This is a genomic window from Salmonella sp. SAL00653 (assembly GCF_046552515.1).
In the GTDB taxonomy this organism is placed as follows: Bacteria; Pseudomonadota; Gammaproteobacteria; order Enterobacterales; family Enterobacteriaceae; genus Salmonella; species Salmonella enterica.
This window is the reverse complement of the sequence record NZ_JBGDTY010000001.1, coordinates 1-21,835: the sequence shown is the minus strand read 5'-3', so window position 1 is coordinate 21,835 and position 21,835 is coordinate 1. Positions and strand designations below refer to the sequence as shown.

The 21,835-nt window shown below is 51.0% G+C and carries 20 protein-coding genes and 1 other RNA gene; 11 read left to right on the top strand and 10 right to left on the bottom strand.

Annotated elements, in window-relative coordinates; genetic code table 11:
• Positions 1–233 precede the first annotated feature (233 nt).
• The 8 genes from ACLJRU_RS00105 to ACLJRU_RS00070 all read left to right on the top strand — a co-directional run bounded on the left by ACLJRU_RS00105 (position 234) and on the right by ACLJRU_RS00070 (position 7,532).
• Positions 234–1,460 carry a PfkB family carbohydrate kinase gene (locus ACLJRU_RS00105; RefSeq protein WP_000471815.1) on the top strand — a complete coding sequence of 409 codons (1,227 nt, stop codon included), beginning with the start codon at positions 234–236 and terminating at the stop codon, positions 1,458–1,460.
• A gap of 11 nt (positions 1,461–1,471) precedes the next feature.
• Positions 1,472–2,209, top strand: coding sequence for a glutamine amidotransferase (locus ACLJRU_RS00100; protein ID WP_000697187.1), 738 nt, complete (start codon positions 1,472–1,474; stop codon positions 2,207–2,209).
• Positions 2,210–2,267: 58 nt separating this feature from the next.
• Positions 2,268–3,161, top strand: coding sequence for a proline iminopeptidase-family hydrolase (locus tag ACLJRU_RS00095; RefSeq protein ID WP_001539901.1), 894 nt, complete (start codon positions 2,268–2,270; stop codon positions 3,159–3,161).
• Positions 3,162–3,182: 21 nt separating this feature from the next.
• Positions 3,183–4,526: an APC family permease gene (locus ACLJRU_RS00090; RefSeq protein WP_023234916.1), complete on the top strand. Its 1,344-nt coding sequence runs from the start codon at positions 3,183–3,185 to the stop codon at positions 4,524–4,526.
• Positions 4,527–4,927: 401 nt separating this feature from the next.
• Positions 4,928–6,340 (top strand): pyruvate kinase PykF, encoded by a 1,413-nt coding sequence (gene pykF / locus ACLJRU_RS00085; RefSeq protein WP_000751447.1) that lies wholly within the window; start codon positions 4,928–4,930, stop codon positions 6,338–6,340.
• A 310-nt stretch (positions 6,341–6,650) separates the two neighbouring features.
• Entirely contained in the window at positions 6,651–6,887 is a 237-nt protein-coding gene (gene lpp / locus ACLJRU_RS00080; protein ID WP_001082307.1) for a murein lipoprotein Lpp, read from the top strand.
• 82 nt (positions 6,888–6,969) lie between these two features.
• Positions 6,970–7,212, top strand: a complete 243-nt coding sequence (locus ACLJRU_RS00075; protein WP_001521603.1) for a major outer membrane lipoprotein — start codon at positions 6,970–6,972, stop codon at positions 7,210–7,212.
• A gap of 80 nt (positions 7,213–7,292) precedes the next feature.
• Positions 7,293–7,532 (top strand): major outer membrane lipoprotein, encoded by a 240-nt coding sequence (locus ACLJRU_RS00070; protein WP_000198781.1) that lies wholly within the window; start codon positions 7,293–7,295, stop codon positions 7,530–7,532.
• A gap of 65 nt (positions 7,533–7,597) precedes the next feature.
• On the opposite strand, the gene ACLJRU_RS00065 is transcribed toward ACLJRU_RS00070, so the two are convergent.
• The 7 genes from ACLJRU_RS00065 to sufA form a co-directional block, all read right to left on the bottom strand.
• On the bottom strand, positions 7,598–8,599 hold the full coding sequence (locus ACLJRU_RS00065) for a L,D-transpeptidase family protein (RefSeq protein WP_001539899.1): 1,002 nt from the start codon (positions 8,597–8,599) through the stop codon (positions 7,598–7,600).
• Between the two features lie 154 nt (positions 8,600–8,753).
• The gene (gene sufE / locus ACLJRU_RS00060) at positions 8,754–9,170 is read right to left on the bottom strand and encodes a cysteine desulfuration protein SufE (protein ID WP_000279744.1); all 417 of its coding nucleotides are present in this window, start codon (positions 9,168–9,170) and stop codon (positions 8,754–8,756) included.
• 12 nt (positions 9,171–9,182) lie between these two features.
• Positions 9,183–10,403, bottom strand: a complete 1,221-nt coding sequence (gene sufS, locus ACLJRU_RS00055; protein WP_001539898.1) for a cysteine desulfurase SufS — start codon at positions 10,401–10,403, stop codon at positions 9,183–9,185.
• Complete coding sequence (gene sufD / locus ACLJRU_RS00050) at positions 10,400–11,671, bottom strand: Fe-S cluster assembly protein SufD (protein ID WP_011264278.1); 1,272 nt, start codon at positions 11,669–11,671, stop codon at positions 10,400–10,402. The genes sufS and sufD overlap by 4 nt, the downstream gene beginning before the upstream one ends.
• Positions 11,646–12,392, bottom strand: coding sequence for a Fe-S cluster assembly ATPase SufC (gene sufC / locus ACLJRU_RS00045; protein WP_000948902.1), 747 nt, complete (start codon positions 12,390–12,392; stop codon positions 11,646–11,648). Before sufC ends, sufD begins: the two co-directional genes overlap by 26 nt.
• A 16-nt stretch (positions 12,393–12,408) precedes the next feature.
• Positions 12,409–13,896 (bottom strand): Fe-S cluster assembly protein SufB, encoded by a 1,488-nt coding sequence (sufB, locus tag ACLJRU_RS00040; protein WP_000089386.1) that lies wholly within the window; start codon positions 13,894–13,896, stop codon positions 12,409–12,411.
• Between the two features lie 8 nt (positions 13,897–13,904).
• The gene (gene sufA / locus ACLJRU_RS00035; protein ID WP_000418969.1) at positions 13,905–14,273 is read right to left on the bottom strand and encodes a Fe-S cluster assembly scaffold SufA; all 369 of its coding nucleotides are present in this window, start codon (positions 14,271–14,273) and stop codon (positions 13,905–13,907) included.
• Between the two features lie 425 nt (positions 14,274–14,698).
• Here sufA and ACLJRU_RS00030 point away from each other — a divergent pair, with 425 nt between their 5' ends.
• Positions 14,699–16,045 carry an L-cystine transporter gene (locus ACLJRU_RS00030; RefSeq protein WP_001539896.1) on the top strand — a complete coding sequence of 449 codons (1,347 nt, stop codon included), beginning with the start codon at positions 14,699–14,701 and terminating at the stop codon, positions 16,043–16,045.
• A 287-nt stretch (positions 16,046–16,332) separates the two neighbouring features.
• Here the strand turns inward: ACLJRU_RS00030 and ACLJRU_RS00025 are convergent, their stop codons facing one another.
• The 3 genes from ACLJRU_RS00025 to ACLJRU_RS00015 form a co-directional block, all read right to left on the bottom strand.
• Positions 16,333–16,521, bottom strand: coding sequence for a YdiH family protein (locus tag ACLJRU_RS00025; RefSeq protein WP_001537749.1), 189 nt, complete (start codon positions 16,519–16,521; stop codon positions 16,333–16,335).
• A 98-nt stretch (positions 16,522–16,619) separates the two neighbouring features.
• The gene (gene menI, locus ACLJRU_RS00020; RefSeq protein ID WP_001539895.1) at positions 16,620–17,030 is read right to left on the bottom strand and encodes a 1,4-dihydroxy-2-naphthoyl-CoA hydrolase; all 411 of its coding nucleotides are present in this window, start codon (positions 17,028–17,030) and stop codon (positions 16,620–16,622) included.
• Positions 17,027–20,083 carry an FAD-binding and (Fe-S)-binding domain-containing protein gene (locus tag ACLJRU_RS00015; RefSeq protein ID WP_023234915.1) on the bottom strand — a complete coding sequence of 1,019 codons (3,057 nt, stop codon included), beginning with the start codon at positions 20,081–20,083 and terminating at the stop codon, positions 17,027–17,029. The genes menI and ACLJRU_RS00015 overlap by 4 nt, the downstream gene beginning before the upstream one ends.
• A 264-nt stretch (positions 20,084–20,347) precedes the next feature.
• Between ACLJRU_RS00015 and ydiK the strand changes: the two genes are divergently transcribed.
• Positions 20,348–21,466 carry an AI-2E family transporter YdiK gene (gene ydiK, locus ACLJRU_RS00010; protein ID WP_001539893.1) on the top strand — a complete coding sequence of 373 codons (1,119 nt, stop codon included), beginning with the start codon at positions 20,348–20,350 and terminating at the stop codon, positions 21,464–21,466.
• A gap of 182 nt (positions 21,467–21,648) precedes the next feature.
• Positions 21,649–21,756: antisense sRNA RprA (rprA, locus tag ACLJRU_RS00005), an RNA gene on the top strand.
• Positions 21,757–21,835: the final 79 nt, after the last annotated feature.

Below are 21,835 nucleotides of genomic sequence, written 5' to 3'. Positions count from 1 at the left end.
GTGCAAGCCCAACTATTTTACGTTCACCCTGTCATATTACATAGAAAATATATGACAACACTCATAAAACTATTTTCCCCTTCTGTAAGCAATTAATATTTAACACATTGGCTGCGCTTCTGATTATTGACATTCATTTGGGGGTACTTCCGGTTGACCGCATAATCTGTGATTGAATTCACCGCATGACAACATTGCCATAAATACAATTCAACTCACTACCCGGAGGCAATATGTTTAAAGAAGAAAGACGTCATGCCATCATTAATTTACTGATAAAGGATAATAGTGTTAGCGTCAGTAAACTTTCAGACCTTTATAAGGTTAGCCAGGAGACCATTCGTTCCGATCTACGCTATTTCCAGAAATCAGGTATGCTTCAGCGTTGCTATGGCGGAGGGATTTTAAACCGTGACGCGCTGAGTAAGCTTATCACTGAAAATAAGATTGATATCTCCAGCACTATCGCCACGCCAATCCATCAGGATGCAAAACTGCGCCGGGAAAACACAAAAAAAGCAGGCAAGGTGTGTGTTTTAGGCTCATTCAATATTGATGTTTCAGCAACCGTGCCGTGGTTTCCACAAAGCGGAGAATCCATTCTGGCCAGTCAATTTGGATTCTATCCTGGCGGTAAAGGAGCCAACCAGGCTTTAGCGGCGAACAATGCCGGCGCTGCGGCACATTTTATTTTTAAAGTGGGCAAAGATCAGTTCAGCGCATTTGCTATGAATCATATTATTCAATCAGGTATCGCCTCATACAGCGCGTATCAAACAGATAAAGCGCCCACCGGTAGCGCATTGATCTATGTCTCCGCCGTGGATGGCGATAATATTATCGCCATCTACCCTGGCGCCAATATGATGCTCACCACGCAAGAGATTAACGAGCAACACCGTTATATCGCCGAGTCTGACGTTATGTTAATGCAGCTCGAAACGAACATTGAAGCGTTGACTGAATTTATTCGCCTGGGAAAACAAGAAAATAAAATGATCATGCTAAATCCTGCCCCCTATACGAAACAGGTGACGCATTTATTATCTGATATTGACATCATCACGCCGAATGAAACTGAAGCCTCTTTTTTATCCGGTGTAACCATTACTGATATTAATGATGCGAAGAAAGCCGGAAATATTATTCTGCAATCCGGGGTGAAAAAAGTCATCATTACCCTTGGCGCCCGTGGATCTCTGCTCTGTGAGCACGCCCGCACGTTGTATATTCCTGCGTGGAGCGCCGTGGTAAAAGATGCCGCCGGGGCCGGTGACGCTTTTAATGGCGCCTTAGCCGCCGCGCTGGCGCGACAAGCAGACATGGTCGCAGCCATTCAATATGCCTCCGCTTTCGCTTCTCTGGCGGTGGAACAAGTCGGTGCGTCGAGTATGCCTCAGCACTTGCAGGTTTTACATCGAATGCGTACCCAATCTAATAAAGTCATTCACATTAATTAACAGGTGACATAATGAAAATTTTATTTATTGGCGAATCCTGGCACATTCATATGATTCACTCTAAAGGTTTTGATAGCTTTACATCGAGCAAATACGAAGAAGGCGCAGACTATTTATTATCCTGCTTACGCCAGGGTAATATCGATGTAGACTACATGCCTGCCCATATTGTGCAAACTCGTTTTCCACAAACCGCCGAAGCATTAGCCTGCTATGATGCGATCGTCATCAGTGATATCGGTAGCAATACGTTCCTGCTACAAAACAGAACGTTTTATAATATGGACATTATTCCTGATGCATTACAACTTATCGCCGATTATGTTGCTGAGGGCGGCGGTCTGTTGATGATCGGCGGGTATTTATCCTTTACGGGAATAGAAGCAAAAGCCAATTATAAAAATACGGTTCTGGCGGAGGTATTGCCGGTTGATATGCTGGATGTAGATGACCGCGTAGAACTACCGCAAGGATGTAAAGCAGTAAATACTGCGGTAGAGCATGTTATTACCCAGCCATTTAGCGAATGGCCGCCGCTGTTGGGCTATAACAAGCTTATCGCCAAAGAAAATAGTCAAGTCCTTGCTGAAATTAATGGCGATCCACTGTTAGTTATGGGTACTTACCATAAAGGGAAAGTATGTTGCTTTGCCAGTGATTGTTCGCCGCACTGGGGAAGCCCGCAGTTTCTGCAATGGGAACATTACGCCACCTTCTGGTGTAATGTTTTACACACAATAAAAAAATAATATTACCCAGGCGAATATAAATTTCGCCTGCCCTGCCACACACTGAGTCATTAAGAATATGAATGATACTTATCTCTATGGCAAAATGTTTTCTGAAAACATATTGACAAGCTATCGGATTTATGGAGACAGAAAATCATTACTCACGCCGCTCATTATCCTTCATGGCGGCCCTTCTGGCGGCTTTGATTATTTATTAAATTATCGCCGTCTGGCTGATGACGGGCGCATGGTAATATTTTACGATCAATATGGCTGCGGTCGTTCAACGCATTTTCCTCATGCTGACGCGTCTTTCTGGACTATTGCGCGTTATCTCCGTCAATTAACCCAATTAATTCATCACCTGGGTATTGGACACGGGTATTCGATACTGGGACATTCCTGGGGCGGAATGCTTGCCGCAGAGCACGCCTGCTTACAGCCTGCCGGGCTTCGCGGGACGATACTGGCCAGTTCGCCGGCCAGTATCGCCCTGTGGCAACAGGAAGCCATACGGCTCTTTAACGCTCTGACGCCAATGTCCGATGACGATATCAAAAACGTCATTATGCCCGCCGTCATTTATCAAAACCCACCGGAACAGCTGGTCGCTTATTATGCCAGACACGTTTATACCCTCGCGGAAGAAGCCGTTCATGTTCAGCGCTCTAATGCGCAGTTCGCCGCCGACCCTACGGGTTATCACATTTTATGGGGAACCAATGAACTGGCGGCAAATGGCAAACTTGCCGACTGGGATATTACGCCCCATTTGTGCCAGATACGCTGTCCTGTTCTGGTACTACGCGGCGAAAACGATCAGGCAACCGAGCGCGTCGTCTCTCCGCTTCTCTCTCACATTTCAGACTGCCGCGCGGTCACTATTCCCGGCAGCAGCCATAACCCGCATGAAGAAAATATCGCGCCCTGCCTCGCAGCGGTAAGCGCGTTTTTACGCGATCTGGCATAAAAAGCCATTAAGGTATTTATCATGAAAAAAGTCAAAAAATTGTCTCTTACCGATTTAGTGCTTTATGGTCTGGTGTTTATGGTGCCTATCGCGCCAGTCTCTCTTTATGGCGTCGTTTATAATCTTTCGCACGGTATGGTTGCGCTGGTTTATATTATTGGCGCGATCGCGATGTTTTTTACCGCGTACAGCTACTCTACCTTATCGCAACATATCTCCTCGTCGGGTTCGGCCTATGCGTATGCTGGCGTATGCATTAATCCCGCCGTAGGGTTTCTGACCGGATGGATATTACTGCTGGATTATCTTTTGTTCCCTACGCTCGTGGCAGTGCTGGGCGGCGTCGCGGTCCACGCTATTTTACCGCAAATCCCGGTCTGGGTCTGGCCGTTGATTTATGTGGCTATTGGCACCGGAGTCAACTATCTCGGGATACAGCAAACGGCGAAATTCGATAAGTTACTGGTCTTTATTCAACTCGGTATTCTGGCGATTTTCGTGCTACTCATTGTCCGTCTGATGCTGCTGGACAGTAGTCAGATAACGCTTTCCTTCCGGCCTTTTTTCGATTCACATTGGTTCACCCCAGGGCTCATCGCGACGGCGATTTCGGTGGCTGCGCTGAACTTTCTCGGCTTTGACGCTATCAGTACATTAAGTGAAGAAAGCGAAGGCGGGGGACGCGCCGTCAGTAAAGAAACGCTGTTGGCGTTAGTTTTGGCGACGGTACTGTTTATTATCGTTGTGGCGTTTGCGGCGTTCGCCACCGGTAACGTCGACCGCTTCGCGGAAGGTAATGCGACGAATGAAGCATTTTTCACCATTGCCGGCAACGTTGGCGGTATCTGGCTCAAAGTGGCGTTTTCCATCATTGTGGCGTTTGTGTGCGCCGTCGGCAACATTATTACCGCGCAAACGGCGGTGTCCAGAGTGCTATTTTCAATGGGGCGCGACCGAATGTTGCCCGCCTTCCTCGCTCACGTCCATACCACGCGTAAAACGCCGGATTATGCCATTCTGTTTACCGGCGGCGTCACCCTGCTGCTCAGCTACCTGTTTTCCGGCAAGATTGAATCTATCTCCACGCTGGTGAACTTTGGCGCGCTTTTCGCTTTTTTTGTCGTGAACCTGTGTGTGTTTATCCTGTTCAATTTCCGGATGAAAGCCCAGCGGCGCATTTTCGCCCATGTCATTTCGCCGATCATGGGGATGATCGTCATCGGCTACGTCTGTTTAAACATGAACATTCACGCTCTGATACTCGGAATTAGCTGGGCGGCGATCGGGATAGCGATACTGTGCTATCGAAAAGCACACAACCAAAACATCGCCATCGACCTGGAAGGCAAAAAGTTGCTCGATTGACATTATGCGCAACAACACCCGCTGTTGCGCAACGCCGCCCCTGTTCGGGCGGCGTCATCGCCAGCGACATCGTAAACAGCGTAATAACAAACCGTTGTGGATCTGCACAGATGTCTTTTGAAACAGGGTTTTCATTTTCCTTTTTTGTAAATTTCAGCGTATAATGCGCGCCAATTGTCTCTTGAATGGTTTCAGCGCATTGGACTGTAAAACTCAACGACTAAAATTATCCCCTTCCCGTTGGGCTGAAACGCGAGCACACATTCCTCTGCACGCTCTTTCGATGTCACCTATCCTTAGAGCGAGGCATCATCACTTTAGCAACACAGGCTTAGCTTCCGGGCCGTGCGCGCCCGAAGCCAGATTTCCATATCCTCCTCAACTTAAAGACTAAGACTGTCATGAAAAAGACGAAAATTGTTTGTACTATCGGTCCGAAAACCGAATCCGAAGAGATGTTAAGCAAAATGCTGGACGCGGGCATGAACGTGATGCGTCTGAACTTCTCTCATGGCGATTATGCAGAACACGGTCAGCGTATCCAGAACTTGCGCAACGTGATGAGCAAAACCGGTAAAAAAGCCGCTATTCTGCTTGATACTAAAGGACCAGAAATCCGCACCATTAAACTGGAAGGCGGTAACGACGTTTCGCTGAAAGCGGGTCAAACCTTCACTTTTACCACCGACAAATCCGTGGTCGGTAATAATGAAATCGTTGCCGTCACCTATGAAGGCTTCACCAGCGACCTGAGCGTTGGCAACACAGTCCTGGTTGACGATGGTCTGATCGGTATGGAAGTGACCGCCATCGAAGGCAATAAAGTCATTTGTAAGGTGCTGAACAACGGCGATCTGGGCGAGAACAAAGGCGTTAACCTGCCGGGCGTTTCTATTGCTCTGCCGGCGCTGGCTGAAAAAGACAAACAGGACCTGATCTTCGGTTGTGAACAGGGCGTTGACTTTGTTGCGGCGTCCTTTATCCGTAAACGTTCTGACGTTGTCGAAATTCGCGAGCATCTGAAAGCTCACGGCGGTGAAAATATCCAGATTATCTCTAAGATCGAAAACCAGGAAGGCCTGAACAACTTCGATGAAATTCTCGAAGCTTCCGACGGCATCATGGTTGCGCGTGGCGACCTGGGCGTAGAAATCCCGGTTGAAGAAGTGATTTTTGCGCAGAAAATGATGATCGAAAAATGTATCCGCGCACGTAAAGTCGTGATCACCGCGACTCAGATGCTGGATTCTATGATCAAAAACCCGCGTCCGACCCGCGCAGAAGCAGGCGACGTTGCGAACGCCATCCTCGACGGTACGGATGCGGTTATGCTGTCCGGCGAATCCGCAAAAGGGAAATACCCGCTGGAAGCCGTTTCTATCATGGCGACCATCTGCGAACGTACCGACCGCGTCATGAACAGCCGTCTGGACTACAACAACGACAGCCGTAAACTGCGCATTACGGAAGCAGTATGCCGCGGCGCGGTAGAAACCGCCGAAAAACTGGAAGCGCCGCTGATCGTAGTAGCGACCCAGGGCGGTAAATCCGCTCGCGCCGTGCGCAAATACTTCCCGGACGCCACCATCCTGGCATTGACCACCAATGAAGTGACCGCCCGTCAGTTAGTACTGAGCAAAGGCGTGGTATCGCAGCTGGTGAAAGAAATCAATTCTACTGATGATTTCTACCGTCTGGGCAAAGATGTCGCCCTGCAAAGCGGCCTCGCCCAGAAAGGCGACGTCGTAGTGATGGTCTCCGGCGCGCTGGTTCCAAGCGGCACCACTAACACCGCCTCTGTTCACGTACTGTAATAATTGTTGTGTGAATTAATTTGTTTAAAAAAGCGCCCTTCCGGCGCTTTTTTTATTTAATCGATAGCCACTATTAATAAAAAAATCAAATCGGATTTTACTATCTAATTGCGGATTATCTAAGAAGAATCCGATGGAAGCCCCCTGTTTTCTTTCGGTTTTTTAGGGACTTTCATGCATTTCGATGCTTCTTTGAGCGAACGATCAAAAATAAGTGCATTCCCATCAAAAAAATATTCTCAACATAAAAAAGTTTGTGTAATACTTGTAACGCTACATGGAGATTAACTCAATCTAGAGGGTATTAATAATGAATCGTACTAAACTGGTACTGGGCGCGGTAATCCTGGGTTCTACTCTGCTGGCTGGTTGCTCCAGCAACGCTAAAATCGATCAGCTGTCTTCTGACGTTCAGACTCTGAACGCTAAAGTTGACCAGCTGAGCAACGACGTGAACGCAATGCGTTCCGACGTTCAGGCTGCTAAAGACGACGCAGCTCGCGCTAACCAGCGTCTGGACAACCAGGCTACTAAATACCGTAAGTAATAGTACCTGCGTAATAAAAATGGCGCACATCGTGCGCCATTTTTTTTACCCACATAACCACACAAAGTATAATGTTATTGTTATGAACCGTACTAACCAGCTGATCTTAGGTGCAGTAGTTCTGGGTTCCACGTTACTGGCAGGTTGTTCAAGCAACGCTAAAATCGATCAGTTGTCTTCCGATGTACAGACGCTGAGCGCTAAAGTTGAGCAACTGAGTAATGACGTAAATGCAATGCGTTCCGACGTTCAGGCTGCTAAAGACGACGCAGCTCGCGCGAACCAGCGTCTGGACAACAAAGTAGTATCCCACGTCCGTAAGTAATTTGACGCACGATATAAAATGGCGCACATCGTGCGCCATTTCTTTACCCGAATAACCATGCACAATATAAGGATATTATTATGACCCGTACTAACAAGCTGATCTTAGGTGCAGCAGTTCTGGGTTCCACGTTACTGACAGGTTGTTCCAGCAACGCTAAAATCGATCAGTTGTCTTCCGATGTACAGACGCTGAGCGCTAAAGTTGAGCAACTGAGTAATGACGTAAATGCAATGCGTTCCGACGTTCAGGCTGCTAAAGACGATGCTGCTCGCGCGAACCAACGTCTGGACAACAAAGTATTCCGCATCTGTAAATAATTTGACGCACGATATAAAATGGCGCACATCGTGCGCCATTTTTTTGTCCGTCGTTTGCGCGAAGGCTACTGCGTCGCGCGCGTTTGCCCCTCTTCCCCGACAAAACCGTTCTGAGCGGATTCGACTGCGGTCGTATTTACCGCTGGCGTCTGCCCGGCGCTCACGCTGACTGGATACCCGGCTCGCCGGTATAGCGCCTTATCGACCAGGCGACTATCCACCCCTTGTGCGTTTCTGAACGCGGTAAATTCCGCAGGCAACACATAGGGCATTGTCTGCACGTTTTGCTCTTCTTCCGGCGATAGCGGCCTGTGTACCTCTACATAACGAATGCCATTCGGCTCGACAGAGAATTTCACCGGCTGGTTAATCACTTTTACCGGCGTCCCCGTTCTGACCTGCGCAAATAACGCCTTGATGTCCGGCGCGTTCATGCGAATGCAACCGGAACTCACGCGCAGACCCACGCTATCCGGCGCGCTGGTGCCATGAATGAGATATTCCCCATTACCGTGCGCCAGACGCAGCGCATAGCGTCCCAGCGGGTTATTTGGCCCGGCAGGGATCACCGGTGGCAGCGTGATCCCCCGCTCAAGCGAACGTTGGCGTATGCCCGCCGTCGGCGTCCACGTCGGGTTGGGGATCTTTTGCCCTATCCGGGTGTCCATGACGGGAGTTTCCAGCCCCTGCAAACCGATGCCGATGGGATACACCTGAACGCGGTTTTCTCCCGGCGGGTAATAATACAACCGTAGCTCCGCGAGGTTGACGATAACGCCTTCCCTGGGCGCATCCGGCAATAGCATCTGCGAGGGAATGGTAATTAGCGTACCGGGCTTAGGCACCAGCGCAATCGTATTGTTCGCTTCAAGAATGAGCATCGCCGCCGTATCAAAACGCCGGGCGATAGCCTGCAGGTTTTTATCACCTTCCTGTACGGTATAGGTTTGATTCTGACCAATAAGACGACTGCCTTCGGGCGGTAATGGATAATCAACCGCCCAGGCTGCCTGTAACGCGCTATACGCGCCGATAATAGTTAGCGTAATGAAAGACGCACGTTTCATACCAAACCTCCTGTATTCCTGGTGATGCCCTCTGCGACGACTGGTAGCGCTTCGCTTATCAGAACAACAAAATATACGCTCTGTCTACTCTGGATAAAGCGACGTCGCCGTCCGACAAAGGATTTGACATCAGGTAGAACGCTGTCTGTACAGTTTAGCTAAGAGTGGCGGCCTTAGCGCGAATTGCGCGAATCATTGCTTCCAGCCCCTGAGAACGAGAAGGTGTGAGGTGCTGCGCAAGCGCCATTTTTTCGAACCATGGCCGGACATCAAAATGCACAATATCCTGCGCCGTCATTTGGTGGTACAAAATAAATACCACCGCCATAAGGCCCTTAACGATCGCCGCGTCGCTGTCGCCCTGCAATTCGATAATGCCGTTGGCGTTTCGCCGCATCACGATCCACACCTGGCTCTGACAGCCATGAATCGTATTTTGCGGATTACGATCCTGCGGATTTAACTCCGCCAGGCGCTGCCCCAACTCAATAATATATAAATATTTCTCTTCCCAATTAGCGCAACGCGTAAAGTTACGCAGCAGTTTTTCTTTATCCGGTAGCACAGCCATAAAACCTCACTGTTATCCCAATAAGCGGTGGATACGCGTTAATCCTGCCACCAGTCGGTCCACTTCTTCATGGGTGTTATACATCGCCAGCGAAGCCCGGCACATTGCCGGCACGCCATACCAGGCCATGAGCGGCATTGCGCAGTGATGTCCCGTTCGTACCGCGATACCGTAATTATCAAGAAAGCTGCCGACGTCGTAAGCATGGTGTTTACCCAGATTAAACGCGATGACGCCCAATCGCTGCGCCGGACCATACAGCGTGATATCAGGCACCTGCGCCAGTTGCTCCAGCGCATAGCGCATCAGCATCTGCTCATAATCGCCAATCTTATCCAGTCCCAGCGACGTCACATAGTCAATCGCCGCGCCGAGACCGATGATGCCGCCAGTATTCGGCGTTCCCGCCTCAAAACGCCAGGGCGCTTTCGCCCATGTCGTTCCCTGCGTCAGGCTGACGGTCGAGATCATCGACCCGCCCCCTTCCCACGGCGGCATTTCTTGCAGCAACGCCTCTTTAACATACAGAATGCCGATGCCGGTCGGCCCGTAAAGTTTATGGCCGGAGAAAACGTAAAAATCGCAGTCCAGCGCCTGGACGTCAACAACATGGTGCATCACGGCCTGGGCGCCATCCACCAGCACTTTCGCCCCATGCTGGCGCGCCAGCGCAATCATGTCCGGCAGTGGGTTTTCCGTCCCCAGCACATTGGAAACATGGGTAATGGCCAGCAGTCGGGTCCGGTCATCGAACAGCGCAGCTAAGGTCTCCAGCCGCAGCGTACCGTCAGGATGCAATGGGATCACGCGCAGTTCAGCGCCTTTGCGCTCGCACAGCATCTGCCAGGGAACGATGTTGGCGTGATGCTCCATCTCGCTGATGATAATGTTATCCCCGGCGCGAATATTTTCCGTTCCCCAACTGTTGGCGACAAGGTTAATGCCCTCCGTCGTACCGCGCACGAAAACCAGTTCTTCTGCGGAACGGGCGTTAATAAACCGCGACGCCTGCTTACGCACATTCTCCATGCTTTCGGTCGCCTGCGCGCTTAACGTATGGATACCTCGATGTACCGCAGCATAGCCGTGACGGTAGAAGGCAGATTCAGCATCAATCACCTGATTAGGTTTTTGAGCGCTGGCTGCGCTATCCAGGTAAGCCAGCGGCAGGCCGTTAACTTCACGCTGCAGTATGGGAAAATCCGCCCGTACTTTTTCTACAGGAAATGTCATACCAGGCCTCCGGGCAGTCGCTGGCCGATTCGCGCCAGCACCTGCTGTTTAAGGGCGCTATCATAGATAGCTTCCGTTAACTCTGCGGCAAACGCGTAAAGAATCATGTGCCGCGCCTCCTGCTGCCTGATGCCGCGTGATTGCAGATAAAACATCTGCTCATCGTCAATACGCCCGATCGTCGCGCCGTGGCTGCACTTCACGTCATCGGCATAGATCTCTAATTGCGGTTTGGTATCGACTTCGGCCAGTTTCCCCAACAACAGGTTATTATTGGTCATCTGGCCGTCGGTTTTAATGGCGTGTTGCGCCACGTTAATCAGGCCATTAAAGACCGCGCGTCCTTTGTCGCTGACGATGGTCTTGTGCAACTGGCGGCTGTTACAGTAGCCTTTGTTATGTTCCAGCCATGTCCGCGTATCGCAGACTTCATTTTTCACCGGCATCGCCAGACTATTCAGTCGAAGCGTCGCGTTTTCACCATTCAGTTGTGAGCTGCTGTGGTGACGTAGTACTGCGGCGCCCAGCAGAAAACTGTGGCTAAACGCCGAGGCGTCTGTCGCCAGCAGAAGATCGTTATGCGCAAAGTGATAGCTGGACGCATTTTCAAACGCCAGTTTGATATGACGCAGTTGCGCATTGTCTGCAACGTTCATCGTCAGACGCGCGCCGGTAAAATGTTTTGCCGCTGTAAGGCTGACATAATGCTCAATAACCGTCGCTTCCGCGCCTTCCGCCAGCGCCAGATGGTGGCGATAATGCGCGGTGTTCAGCTCGTCGCCATCCACGCCCTGCGTGATATGCATTAACAGTAGCGGCCTGGTCGGACGCTGATTTCGCCGTACCTGTATATACGTGACACATTGCGCCAGGCTTTCCGTCAGATGCAGAAAAACCTCGGGATGTACCGGCGCGGCAAGCGTCTGGCGCTCATCCCTGACGCTAACGTCAAATCCGCTGTTTTGCGTGCTATCACTGAGCTCTGGCATAAACCGACCATCGACAAACACCAGCCGCACGGCATCGATTTGCAGCGCCAACGCATCACGCTGTGCGGCGCTGATAGTCGCACACTGCTGGATAAACTGGCTATGGGTTAAGCCCTCCAGCGGCGTGTATTTCCAGTCTTCATGTTTACGCGTCGGCAATCCCAGACGTAACATCTGTTGTAAATGTTGTCTTGCCTGCTCAGTTCGACTTTTTCCTTTTTCTTCAAAGAGATGTTGCCATTGCTGTAGCGCTTTACTGCTGTTCGGTAAGCCAGCCATAACCCTGCTCCTCCAGTTGTTTGACCAGAGTAAAATCGCCGGAACGGACAATTCGCCCCTGATAGAGGACGTGGACGTAATCGGGCTTGATGTAGTCCAGTATGCGCTGATAGTGGGTCACGATAATAAAAGCGCGTTTATCGTCGCGTAACGCGTTGACGCCTTCCGCCACAATTTTCAACGCATCGATATCCAGTCCGGAGTCCGACTCATCAAGGATGCACAGTTCCGGCTCCAGCACCGCCATTTGCAAAATATCATTGCGCTTTTTCTCCCCGCCGGAAAAACCGACGTTTACCGAACGGGTCAGCAAATCTTCCGGCATTTTCAGCAATGCGATCTTCTCTTCCATCAGATCCTGAAAATCAAAGCGATCCAACGACGCCTGCCCGCGGTAGGCGCGCACGGCATTCAGCGCGGTTTGCAGGAAAAACTGGTTACTGACGCCGGGGATTTCTACCGGGTACTGGAAGGCCATAAAAATCCCTTCGCCCGCCCGTTCCTCCGGCGACAGTTCAAGCAGATCTTTACCTTTGAACGTAACCGAGCCGCCGGTGACCTCATAATCTTCACGTCCCGCCAGAGTGGCGGAGAGCGTGCTTTTCCCGGAACCGTTCGGCCCCATAATGGCATGAACTTCGCCGGGGCGAATCTCCAGATTCAGGCCACGCAAAATCGCTTTTTCTTCCACACTGACCTGTAAATCTTTAATGCTTAACATGGTTTTTCCTTCATCATTAACCGACGCTGTGCTCAAGGCTAATCGCCAGCAGTTTTTGCGCTTCAACGGCGAACTCCAGCGGTAGTTCCGAGAAAACGTCTTTGCAGAAACCGTTGACGATCATCGAAATAGCGTCTTCTTCGCTGATGCCGCGTTGCAGACAATAGAAAAGCTGATCTTCACCGATGCGTGATGTTGTCGCCTCGTGCTCCAGCTGCGCGCTGTTATTGCGGCATTCAACATACGGGAACGTATGCGCGCTGCAGTCCGCGCCAATCAACATGGAGTCGCATTGGGTGAAATTTCGGGCGTTGGTTGCCGTCGGCATAATTTTTACCAGCCCACGGTAGCTGTTCTGGCTGTGGCCGGCAGAAATGCCTTTTGAGATAATGGTTGAGCGCGTGTTTTTACCGATATGGATCATTTTGGTGCCGGTGTCAGCCTGCTGATGTCCACTGGTCAGCGCAACGGAATAGAACTCGCCGATAGAATTATCACCGCGCAGAATGCAGCTCGGGTATTTCCAGGTAATCGCCGAACCGGTTTCCGACTGGGTCCACGACATCTTGCTGTTTTCCCCTTCGCACAACGCACGCTTGGTCACAAAGTTCAGAATGCCGCCCGTGTTGTTGTCGCCCGGGAACCAGTTTTGTACGGTGGAATATTTTACTTCAGCATCTTTATGGATGATGACTTCCACTACCGCGGCGTGGAGCTGATAACTGTCGCGTACGGGCGCGGAGCAGCCTTCGATATAACTCACATAGCTGCCTTCATCCGCCACCAGAATCGTGCGCTCAAACTGACCGGTTTTCTCGGCGTTAATGCGAAAATAGGTGGATAACTCCATCGGGCAACGCACGCCTTTGGGAACATAGATAAATGTCCCATCGGAAGCGACTGCCGCATTCAGCGCGGCAAAAAAGTTATCGTTCCCCGGCACGACGGTGCCAAGATATTTCCTGACCAGGTCAGGGTGATCGTGTATCGCTTCGCCAAAAGAACAGAAAATAATGCCCTGCTCCGCCAGTTTTTCACGGTATGTGGTCGCTACGGAGACCGAGTCAAAAATCGCATCGACGGCGACCTCTTTCCCTTCGCGAACCGGAACGCCAAGTTGCTCGAAGGCGTCTTCAACCTCTTTACTCAAAAAGGTATTCGCGCCCGTTTGCTGTACGGCTCCCGGCTGGGAAACGCAGCTATCGTCGCAGTTTCCGCATGATGGCGCAGAGTAATAGCTGTAGTCCTGATAGTTCAGTTTATCGTAGTGCGCCTTCAGCCAGTGCGGTTCATCCATGTCCAGCCAGGCTCTATAGGCATTGAGACGAAATTCCAGCATCCACTCAGGTTCGTTACGCTTTGCGGAAATCGCGCGCACCACCTCTTCGCTGATGCCTTTTGCCAGTTCATCAGTAGGTAGTTGCGTGAAAAATCCTTCTTTGTAATTAAGGCGTCCGCCTGTCCAGATGCCGACCTCTTCCGTTGCTTCAGTATTACGAGACATAGTACCGCCTATACCCCAAAACTTTCGCCGCAGCCGCATTCATTCTGGGCTTTGGGGTTATGAAATTTAAATAACTGGTTCAGCCCTTCCTGTACGTAATCCACTTCTGTTCCGTCAATAAAAGGCATCGCCTGTAACGGTGCGAAAAGCTTTGCGCCTTCGGCTTCAAAAACCAGATCGTCTTTATCCGGCTCCCGAACGGTATCCAGAACATAGCCAAATCCGGCACATCCCGTCTGTTTTACGCTTAACCGCACGCCCAACATGCCCGGCTGCTTTGCTGCCAGTTCACGTATGTGCGCAGCCGCCGCAGGCGTTAACGTCAGCCCTTGCCAGGGGAAGTCCTCCGGGTTAAACGTGTCTGAATGCAATTCCATAGAGTTACCTCGCGTTCTAAATCACCAGGATATAACAGCATGTTAGTGATAATGATTATCACTTCAACCCCTTAACCGCAGGGGCTTTCCAACAAATGGTCATATTGAGCGCCTTTTATTAAGCATAGACCCTGTCCGCCAGGTCATACGACAGACAAAAAATCACTTAACCTTTTGATAAGTAATAATTTATAAGATGTTAACCGTTCTGGCCGGTCAAAAACGAAAAGATGTATAGAAAATGACTATTTAATTAATAGGCTGTCGACATTGCCGGGCGGCGAGGTCAGAACCCCATTTTTGTATGGATACCTGGCGTTGCGCTCTTTATAATCCGCTGCGGTTCTATAACTCAGTTTGAGCTATAGGTTTATGTAAACTCTTTCCGGCATTTCAGGTGCTGAATGAGGCAAGAGGCTTAAAATATGGTTGTTACGCTCGCGTATATCGCACTTTTTTTGGTTTTCTCGTGGGTCATCTTGAGAATTAATCAAAAAAGCGATTCCCTGTCGAAAAGCGTTTTTATCGCTATCTTTTTAGGGGCTGTTATTGGTTTATCCCTGCATTTTATTTCAGCAAATCACACTAAAACTATTATCGAATGGTACAGCATCGTCGGCAATGGTTACGTCCACCTGCTAAAACTGGTCGCTATACCGCTAATTATTATTTCTATTCTTTCCGCCATCAATAAACTGGAAAATAGCGCCGGCATCGGAAAAATGTCGCTGACGATCGTCGGATGCATGTTATGTCTGGTGATGGTTGCCGGTTTTATCGGATTACTGACCGCTCATATACTGGGGCTTGACGCCAGCGCTTTTGTGCACATGCCGTCAATGTTAACTACAGAAGAAGTCAATAAGACTGCCGCGGTGTCGATTCCCCAGTTAGTGACATCGCTGATCCCGACTAATATTTTTCTTGATCTTACAGGAGCCAGAAGTGTTTCCGTTATCGGCATCGTTATCTTCACGCTAATAGCGGGGATCGCTCTGTTAAAGGTCAAAAAAGAGGCGCCGGAAGAAGGTCAGAAATTAAGCGCAGGCATTAACGCTATTCAGATCTGGGTCATGAAGATGGTACGTATCGTTATTGCATTAACGCCCTATGGCGTCATGGCATTAATGACTACCGTATTTTCATCATACCGCCTTGAACAATTCGCCAGCTTACTTGGTTTTATCGGCGCCTGTTACATCGCGATTTTCATGATGTTTATCGTGCACGCCATCTTGCTGATCCTCAGCGGTAATAATCCAGCGCGTTATTTCAGAATGGTGTGGCCCGTCTTAACCTTTGCGTTTGTTTCCCGCAGCAGCGCAGCCTCTATTCCGCTGGCCATTTCCGCCCAGGAAAAATTTGGCGTACAAAGCACCATTGCCAATATTTCCGCCTCGTTTGGCTCCAGTATGGGGCAAAATGGCTGCGCCGGGATTTATCCGGCTATTATGGTAGCGATGATTGCACCCACCATCGGCATCGATCCGCTCTCGCTGCATTTTCTGGCCGCGATGTTGCCTGCCATTGCGCTAGGGTCTATTGGCGTAGCCGGCGTCGGCGGCGGTGGTACGTTCGCGGCGCTGATTGTCCTGTCGACGTTGAATTTTCCCGTTGCGCTGGTCGGTATTTTTATTGCCATCGAACCTATCGTTGATATGGCCCGCACGGCACTGAACGTTAACGGATCGATGATGTCAGGTGTGCTGGCTAACCGTATTTTGAATAATCATACGGCTGACGACATGCCGGCGGTTATTGACAGACCTTAGTTTTTTACGCGCCCGGAAAAGAAAAACCCTTAAGTCTGTTCAATACAGGCTTAAGGGTTCCGGCCCCATCCGGCGCTTATCTCCGGCACTCTTAATGGCTTAGCTCTTGAAGGGGCATAAGAATAATCTCATAAAGAGAGCGCGCCTTTTTAGCACAAATGGCGATCTGTATTTTTTTTAAACAAAATCAAGGGGGTTATCTATTACCGGGGGACAGTGTCTGGTGAGATTGCCTGGTAACATAGCCGGATGGCGGCTAACGCCTTATCCGGCCTACACAGACTTTATTAATGCACGCCCAACCGCCAGGCGAAATAGATCTCTTCTTTCAGTTCGGTTGCAGAGAGGGTGAGGAGATCGGCAAACTCTAACTCCAGCTGTTTTAAACGCTTCAAATACTGCGCGGGAGAAAGTTCGGTTTTATCACGGCGTAAAAATTCAATCGCCAGTTGGGTTGGATCCAAATCAGTAGACATATCATCCTCGCTTATATGTAAACGTGCACAGTATATCACCTTTTTCTGCGCACATTTTGACCAAAAGCAATATGCATCACACTTTTATGGTGACAACGTCACACAATCGCTGTAGTAAGACGCGAAGAACAGCACAGACGTCCCTGTTCATCAAAGATCTCTATCTGCCAGACCTGATGGCGAGCCCCGGTATGCAACGCTTTACAGACGCCTCGTACGCGCCCCTGACGCGCCGACCGTACATGGTTGGCATTCACCGCCAGCCCCACCACCTTTTGCTCCCCCTGCGTACACAGATAACCTGCGACCGAGCCGATACTTTCCGCCAGCACCACAGACGCTCCGCCATGCAGCAAGCCGAACGGCTGTTTGGTGCGATGATCGACGGGCATTGTCGCTTCCAGCGTATCGTCCCCAATACGCTCAAAGCGGATATCAAGCAGGCCAACCATATTCCCTTCCCCCATCGCATTAAGCGCATCGAGGGTCACTTCACGTTTCCAGATCAACCTATAATCTCCAGTAATGCCTGCAACGGGTGACGCACGCCCGTACCTTCAATGCGTTTAACCTGGCTTCGGCAGGAATAACCGGTTGCCAGGCAACGGTTTCGCGGTAAACGTTGCATCGCCTGATGCCAGGATAGCTCATAAATTCCCAGCGAATTTTTATGATTGGTGAGTTCATGTCCATAAGTGCCCGCCATACCGCAGCAGCCTACGCTGACATTTTCCAGCTTCGCGCCAAAATGGGCAAAGATGGCGGCCCACTGCGCAGGCGCGCCGGGTAAAGCCGTGACTTCCGTACAATGACCAAAAAAGTACCACGGTTCGCCGCTCACCTCGACGGACAGTCTTGCATTTATTTCCTGCGCCAGCCATTCATTCACCAGCAACACATGAAAATCGCCGCGCTGTTCGCCCAGCGCCAGTTTGTATTCGTCGCGATAACACAGCACCAGTGCCGGATCGACGCCCACCATCGGCATCCCCAACGCGGCGATCCGATTAAGGAACTCAGAGGTTTTTTTCGCCGTTTTCGCAAAGCGATTAAGAAAACCTTTAATATGCTGCGCCTTACCATTCGGCGAGAACGGTAACAATACCGGCCTCCTGCCCAGTTTTTCCGCCAGGCGGATAAAGTCCGCCACGACCCGGGCGTCGTAGTAGCTGGTAAACGGATCCTGAACCACCAGTACCGTTTTCGCTTTTTGCTCGGCGCTCATGCGCTCCAGTTGCTCAAGCGTCATATCAGCGGACAGATGGCCCACCAGTTGCTGTTGCAATGAAGGGGCAGAAAGCAGAGGTAAATCCACCATACCGATATGTTTTTTCGCCAGATTACGAACTACCGGTTGGTTAATAAAAAAGTTAAAGGTCTTTGGCGCACGCGCCATCAGCGGCGCGTAGGTCTCGACCGTCGCCACCAGATGATCGCGTACCGGACGCAGATAACGCGTATGGTAAAGCTGTAAGAAACGTGAACGAAACTCCGGAACATCGATTTTAATCGGACACTGGGTCGTACAGGCTTTACACGCCAGACAGCCGGACATGGCCTCTTTAACTTCATGGGAAAAGTCATACTCGCCTTTGCGTTTGTGCCAACTATTCCGGGTGCGGGCAATCAGCGTGCGTAAGCTGGCGCGTTTTTCTGGCAACTCCTTTTCCAGCTTCAACGGATCGACGCCGCGATCGGCCAATAGACGGAGCCATTCCCGCACCAGCGTCGCCCGCCCTTTCGGCGAGTGGATCCGGTTAAGGCTAATTTTCATCGACGGGCACATTGGGCTTTTCGCATCGAAATTAAAGCACAGGCCGTTACCATTACACTCCATAGCGCCGCGCCAGGTCTGCCGCACCGCCAGCGGGATTTGCCGATCCCAGGTGCCGCGTTTTACCGCATCCACCTTCATCATCGGCGCCTCTATCCCCTGCGGCGGACAGATTTTACCCGGGTTAAGTCGATTATGCGGATCAAAAGCCGCTTTTATTTTGCGCAGCTCGCCATACAGGACTTCGCCGAAAAAGGCCGGGCTGTATTCCGCACGAAAACCTTTTCCATGCTCGCCCCACAACAGCCCGCCGTATCTGGCGGTCAGCGCGACGACCTCATCGGAGATCTGTTTCATCAACAGTTCCTGCTGCGGATCGCACATATCCAGCGCCGGACGCACATGCAGCACCCCGGCATCCACGTGGCCGAACATGCCGTAACTTAAGCCATGACCATCCAGCAGGGCGCGAAATTCGGCGATATAATCGGCCAGATGTTCAGGCGGCACGCAGGTATCTTCCGCGAAAGGAATCGGTTTGGCAGCGCCTTTCGCATTACCCAGCAGCCCTACCGCTTTTTTACGCATCGCGTAAATACGCTCAATACCCGTCAAATCGGTACAAAGTTGCCAGCCGATCACGCCCGCTTCCGCACGTGCCATCAGGCCATCCAGCCGGTGGCACAGCGCCTCGACCTGTCCGTCAATAAGCGCTTCATCGTCACCCGCGAATTCTACGATATTCAGGCCAAGCATCTCTTTATCCGGCACATCGGTAATCAATTCGCTAACGGAGTGCCAGACAATATCTTCCCGCGCGAGGTTAAGGACTTTGGAATCGACCGTCTCGACGGATAAGGCGCGCGCATCAACCATAAAAGGGGCGTTACGCAGCGCGGAATCAAAGGAGTCGTATTTTACATTTACCAGACGGCGGACTTTGGGTATCGGGGTAATCTCCAGCCGGGCTTCAGTAATAAACGCCAGCGTCCCTTCCGACCCCGTTAAGATACGGGTAAGATCGAAGCGGGTCATGTCATCGTTAAAGACGTGGCGTAAATCGTAGCCTGTCAGGAAGCGATTGAGCTTTGGAAAGCTATCGAGGATAAGTTGGCGGTTTTCCAGGCAGGACTGATAGACGGTCTGATAGATGCGGCCTGGCGTCGTCGTGTTTTCACCCAGCGTCCGGGCAAGCTCTACGGGCATCGATTGCGTGTCAAGGATATCGCCCCCCAACAATACGGCCCGTATGCCTAAGACGTGATCTGACGTTTTTCCATAGACCAGCGAACCCTGACCGGAGGCATCGGTATTAATCATACCGCCAAGCGTGGCGCGATTACTGGTGGAAAGTTCCGGCGCAAAAAAATAGCCATACGGCTTTAACGCCTGATTAAGCTGATCTTTTATCACCCCCGCCTCTACCCGCACCCATCCCTCTTCAGGATTAATTTCAATAATGCGGTTCATATAGCGGGACATATCAACAATAATGCCCTGGTTTAGCGCCTGGCCATTCGTGCCAGTACCGCCGCCTCGCGGGGTAAATATCAGCGACATAAAGCGCGGCTCCGCCGCCAGACGGGCAAGAAGCGCGACATCCGCCGTAGAACGGGGAAACACAACAGCATCGGGAAGAAGCTGGTAGATACTGTTATCGGTCGACATTGTCAGACGGTCGGCATAGCTGGTTGCCGTATCGCCCGTAAACCCTTGCTGCTCCAGCGCCTGCAAAAAATTGAGCACCAGCTGAACGACGCCGGGTGCCTGAGAAATTTGTGGAATCATTATATTGACCTTTTCCTGCGGTCTATGTTGTGAACGGTGGCGCCCAACCCGGCGAGCGCGAGCGGTCTACGCACAGGAAGGGATGCTTAATCGTTTGCGTGTTGCGTTATTTGTTGTATCACATTTTTTTCCTGTGCGCCCAACAGAATTACATGCAGAATCGGCCTGTTAAAAACCGCTGAAATTGCTCATCATTATAGGGTGTGGTTTGCATGTTCACGTCGCGCCAACGTTCTGGCGCAAAGACAAAGGTGAAAAGTATTTATGGTAAATGTTCGTCAGCCCAGGGATATTGCGCAAGTGCTGCTATCGGTGCTGTTTTTAGCCATCATAATTGTGGCCTGTTTGTGGATAGTACAGCCTTTTATTTTGGGGTTTGCATGGGCAGGTACGATTGTTATCGCGACCTGGCCCGTTTTGCTGAAATTACAAAAAATATTGTGGGGCCGCCGCTCGCTTGCCGTACTGGTCATGACGCTGCTGTTAGTGCTGCTCTTCGTTATTCCCGTCGCCTTGCTGGTGAACAGCATTGTCGACGGTAGCGGCCCGCTCATCCATGCAGTGACCGGCGGCGATATGACGCTACCCGATCTGGCATGGTTAAATAATATTCCGTTGGTTGGCGCCAAACTGTATGCCGGATGGCATAGCCTGCTGGATATGGGCGGTAGCGCTATTATGGCGAAAGTGCGGCCTTATATCGGCACAACCACGACCTGGTTTGTCGGTCAGGCGGCGCATATCGGACGCTTTATGATGCACTGCGCCCTGATGCTGTTGTTTAGCGCCCTGCTTTACTGGCGCGGCGAACAAGTGGCGATGGGAATACGTCATTTTGCCTGTCGTCTCGCGGCTAAACGCGGCGATGCGGCGGTTCTGCTGGCTGCCCAGGCGATCCGCGCCGTGGCGCTTGGCGTGGTGGTCACCGCGCTGGTACAGGCGGTACTTGGCGGCGTCGGGCTGGCGATTTCCGGCGTGCCTTACGCTACTCTGTTGACGGTAGTGATGATCCTTTCGTGTCTGGTTCAGTTGGGGCCGTTGCCGGTATTGATTCCAGCCATTATCTGGCTTTACTGGACAGGCGACACCACCTGGGGCACCGTGCTGCTGGTTTGGAGCGCCGTCGTCGGCACTCTGGATAACGTGATTCGCCCGGTACTCATCCGCATGGGCGCCGATTTACCGCTGCTTCTGATCCTTTCCGGGGTAATCGGCGGCCTGATTGCATTCGGTATGATTGGTCTGTTTATTGGACCGGTGCTTCTGGCCGTGACCTGGCGTTTGTTCTCCGCATGGGTACATGAAGTTCCGGCGCCGACGAATGAACCAGAGGAGATCCTTGAAGAGCTGGATGATATCGAGGAAGCCAACAAGCAGTCATAATCCCGTCGGGCGGCATTGCCGCCCGATGCTTTAGCGACGTTTATCAATTCAACGCACACCCCATTTTGATTCGCCCGTCTGTTCCCCGCCGCATCTCATTTCTGTCGCAAATCCGTTACAGTTTTTAAACTATTGAGACGAATCTGATCGACGCAAAAAGTGCTCATGCCTACTATTAGCACACGGTTATAAATCAACACATTGATTTATAAGCATGGAAATCCCCTGAGTGAAACAACGAATTGCTGTGTGTAGTCTTTGCCCGTCTCCTACGATGGGCTTTTTTTTAACTTTGACCCGTCCTGAATAGCGTTGACACGTTCCAGACTTAAATCCGGAGAACGTAATGATGACTGAGTTCAAACGCCC

What these genes read in the sequence shown, in the direction of transcription:
- sufB (WP_000089386.1), bottom strand. Translation starts at nt 13,896, where the DNA reads ATGTCTCGTAATACTGAAGCAACGGAAGAGGTCGGCATCTGGACAGGC.
- ydiK (WP_001539893.1), top strand. Translation starts at nt 20,348, where the DNA reads ATGGTAAATGTTCGTCAGCCCAGGGATATTGCGCAAGTGCTGCTATCG.
- sufA (WP_000418969.1), bottom strand. Translation starts at nt 14,273, where the DNA reads ATGGAATTGCATTCAGACACGTTTAACCCGGAGGACTTCCCCTGGCAA.
- ACLJRU_RS00025 (WP_001537749.1), bottom strand. Translation starts at nt 16,521, where the DNA reads ATGTCTACTGATTTGGATCCAACCCAACTGGCGATTGAATTTTTACGC.
- pykF (WP_000751447.1), top strand. Translation starts at nt 4,928, where the DNA reads ATGAAAAAGACGAAAATTGTTTGTACTATCGGTCCGAAAACCGAATCC.
- ACLJRU_RS00090 (WP_023234916.1), top strand. Translation starts at nt 3,183, where the DNA reads ATGAAAAAAGTCAAAAAATTGTCTCTTACCGATTTAGTGCTTTATGGT.
- sufE (WP_000279744.1), bottom strand. Translation starts at nt 9,170, where the DNA reads ATGGCTGTGCTACCGGATAAAGAAAAACTGCTGCGTAACTTTACGCGT.
- sufC (WP_000948902.1), bottom strand. Translation starts at nt 12,392, where the DNA reads ATGTTAAGCATTAAAGATTTACAGGTCAGTGTGGAAGAAAAAGCGATT.
- ACLJRU_RS00030 (WP_001539896.1), top strand. Translation starts at nt 14,699, where the DNA reads ATGGTTGTTACGCTCGCGTATATCGCACTTTTTTTGGTTTTCTCGTGG.
- sufD (WP_011264278.1), bottom strand. Translation starts at nt 11,671, where the DNA reads ATGGCTGGCTTACCGAACAGCAGTAAAGCGCTACAGCAATGGCAACAT.
- ACLJRU_RS00095 (WP_001539901.1), top strand. Translation starts at nt 2,268, where the DNA reads ATGAATGATACTTATCTCTATGGCAAAATGTTTTCTGAAAACATATTG.
- ACLJRU_RS00075 (WP_001521603.1), top strand. Translation starts at nt 6,970, where the DNA reads ATGAACCGTACTAACCAGCTGATCTTAGGTGCAGTAGTTCTGGGTTCC.
- lpp (WP_001082307.1), top strand. Translation starts at nt 6,651, where the DNA reads ATGAATCGTACTAAACTGGTACTGGGCGCGGTAATCCTGGGTTCTACT.
- ACLJRU_RS00065 (WP_001539899.1), bottom strand. Translation starts at nt 8,599, where the DNA reads ATGAAACGTGCGTCTTTCATTACGCTAACTATTATCGGCGCGTATAGC.
- ACLJRU_RS00015 (WP_023234915.1), bottom strand. Translation starts at nt 20,083, where the DNA reads ATGATTCCACAAATTTCTCAGGCACCCGGCGTCGTTCAGCTGGTGCTC.
- ACLJRU_RS00105 (WP_000471815.1), top strand. Translation starts at nt 234, where the DNA reads ATGTTTAAAGAAGAAAGACGTCATGCCATCATTAATTTACTGATAAAG.
- ACLJRU_RS00100 (WP_000697187.1), top strand. Translation starts at nt 1,472, where the DNA reads ATGAAAATTTTATTTATTGGCGAATCCTGGCACATTCATATGATTCAC.
- ACLJRU_RS00070 (WP_000198781.1), top strand. Translation starts at nt 7,293, where the DNA reads ATGACCCGTACTAACAAGCTGATCTTAGGTGCAGCAGTTCTGGGTTCC.
- sufS (WP_001539898.1), bottom strand. Translation starts at nt 10,403, where the DNA reads ATGACATTTCCTGTAGAAAAAGTACGGGCGGATTTTCCCATACTGCAG.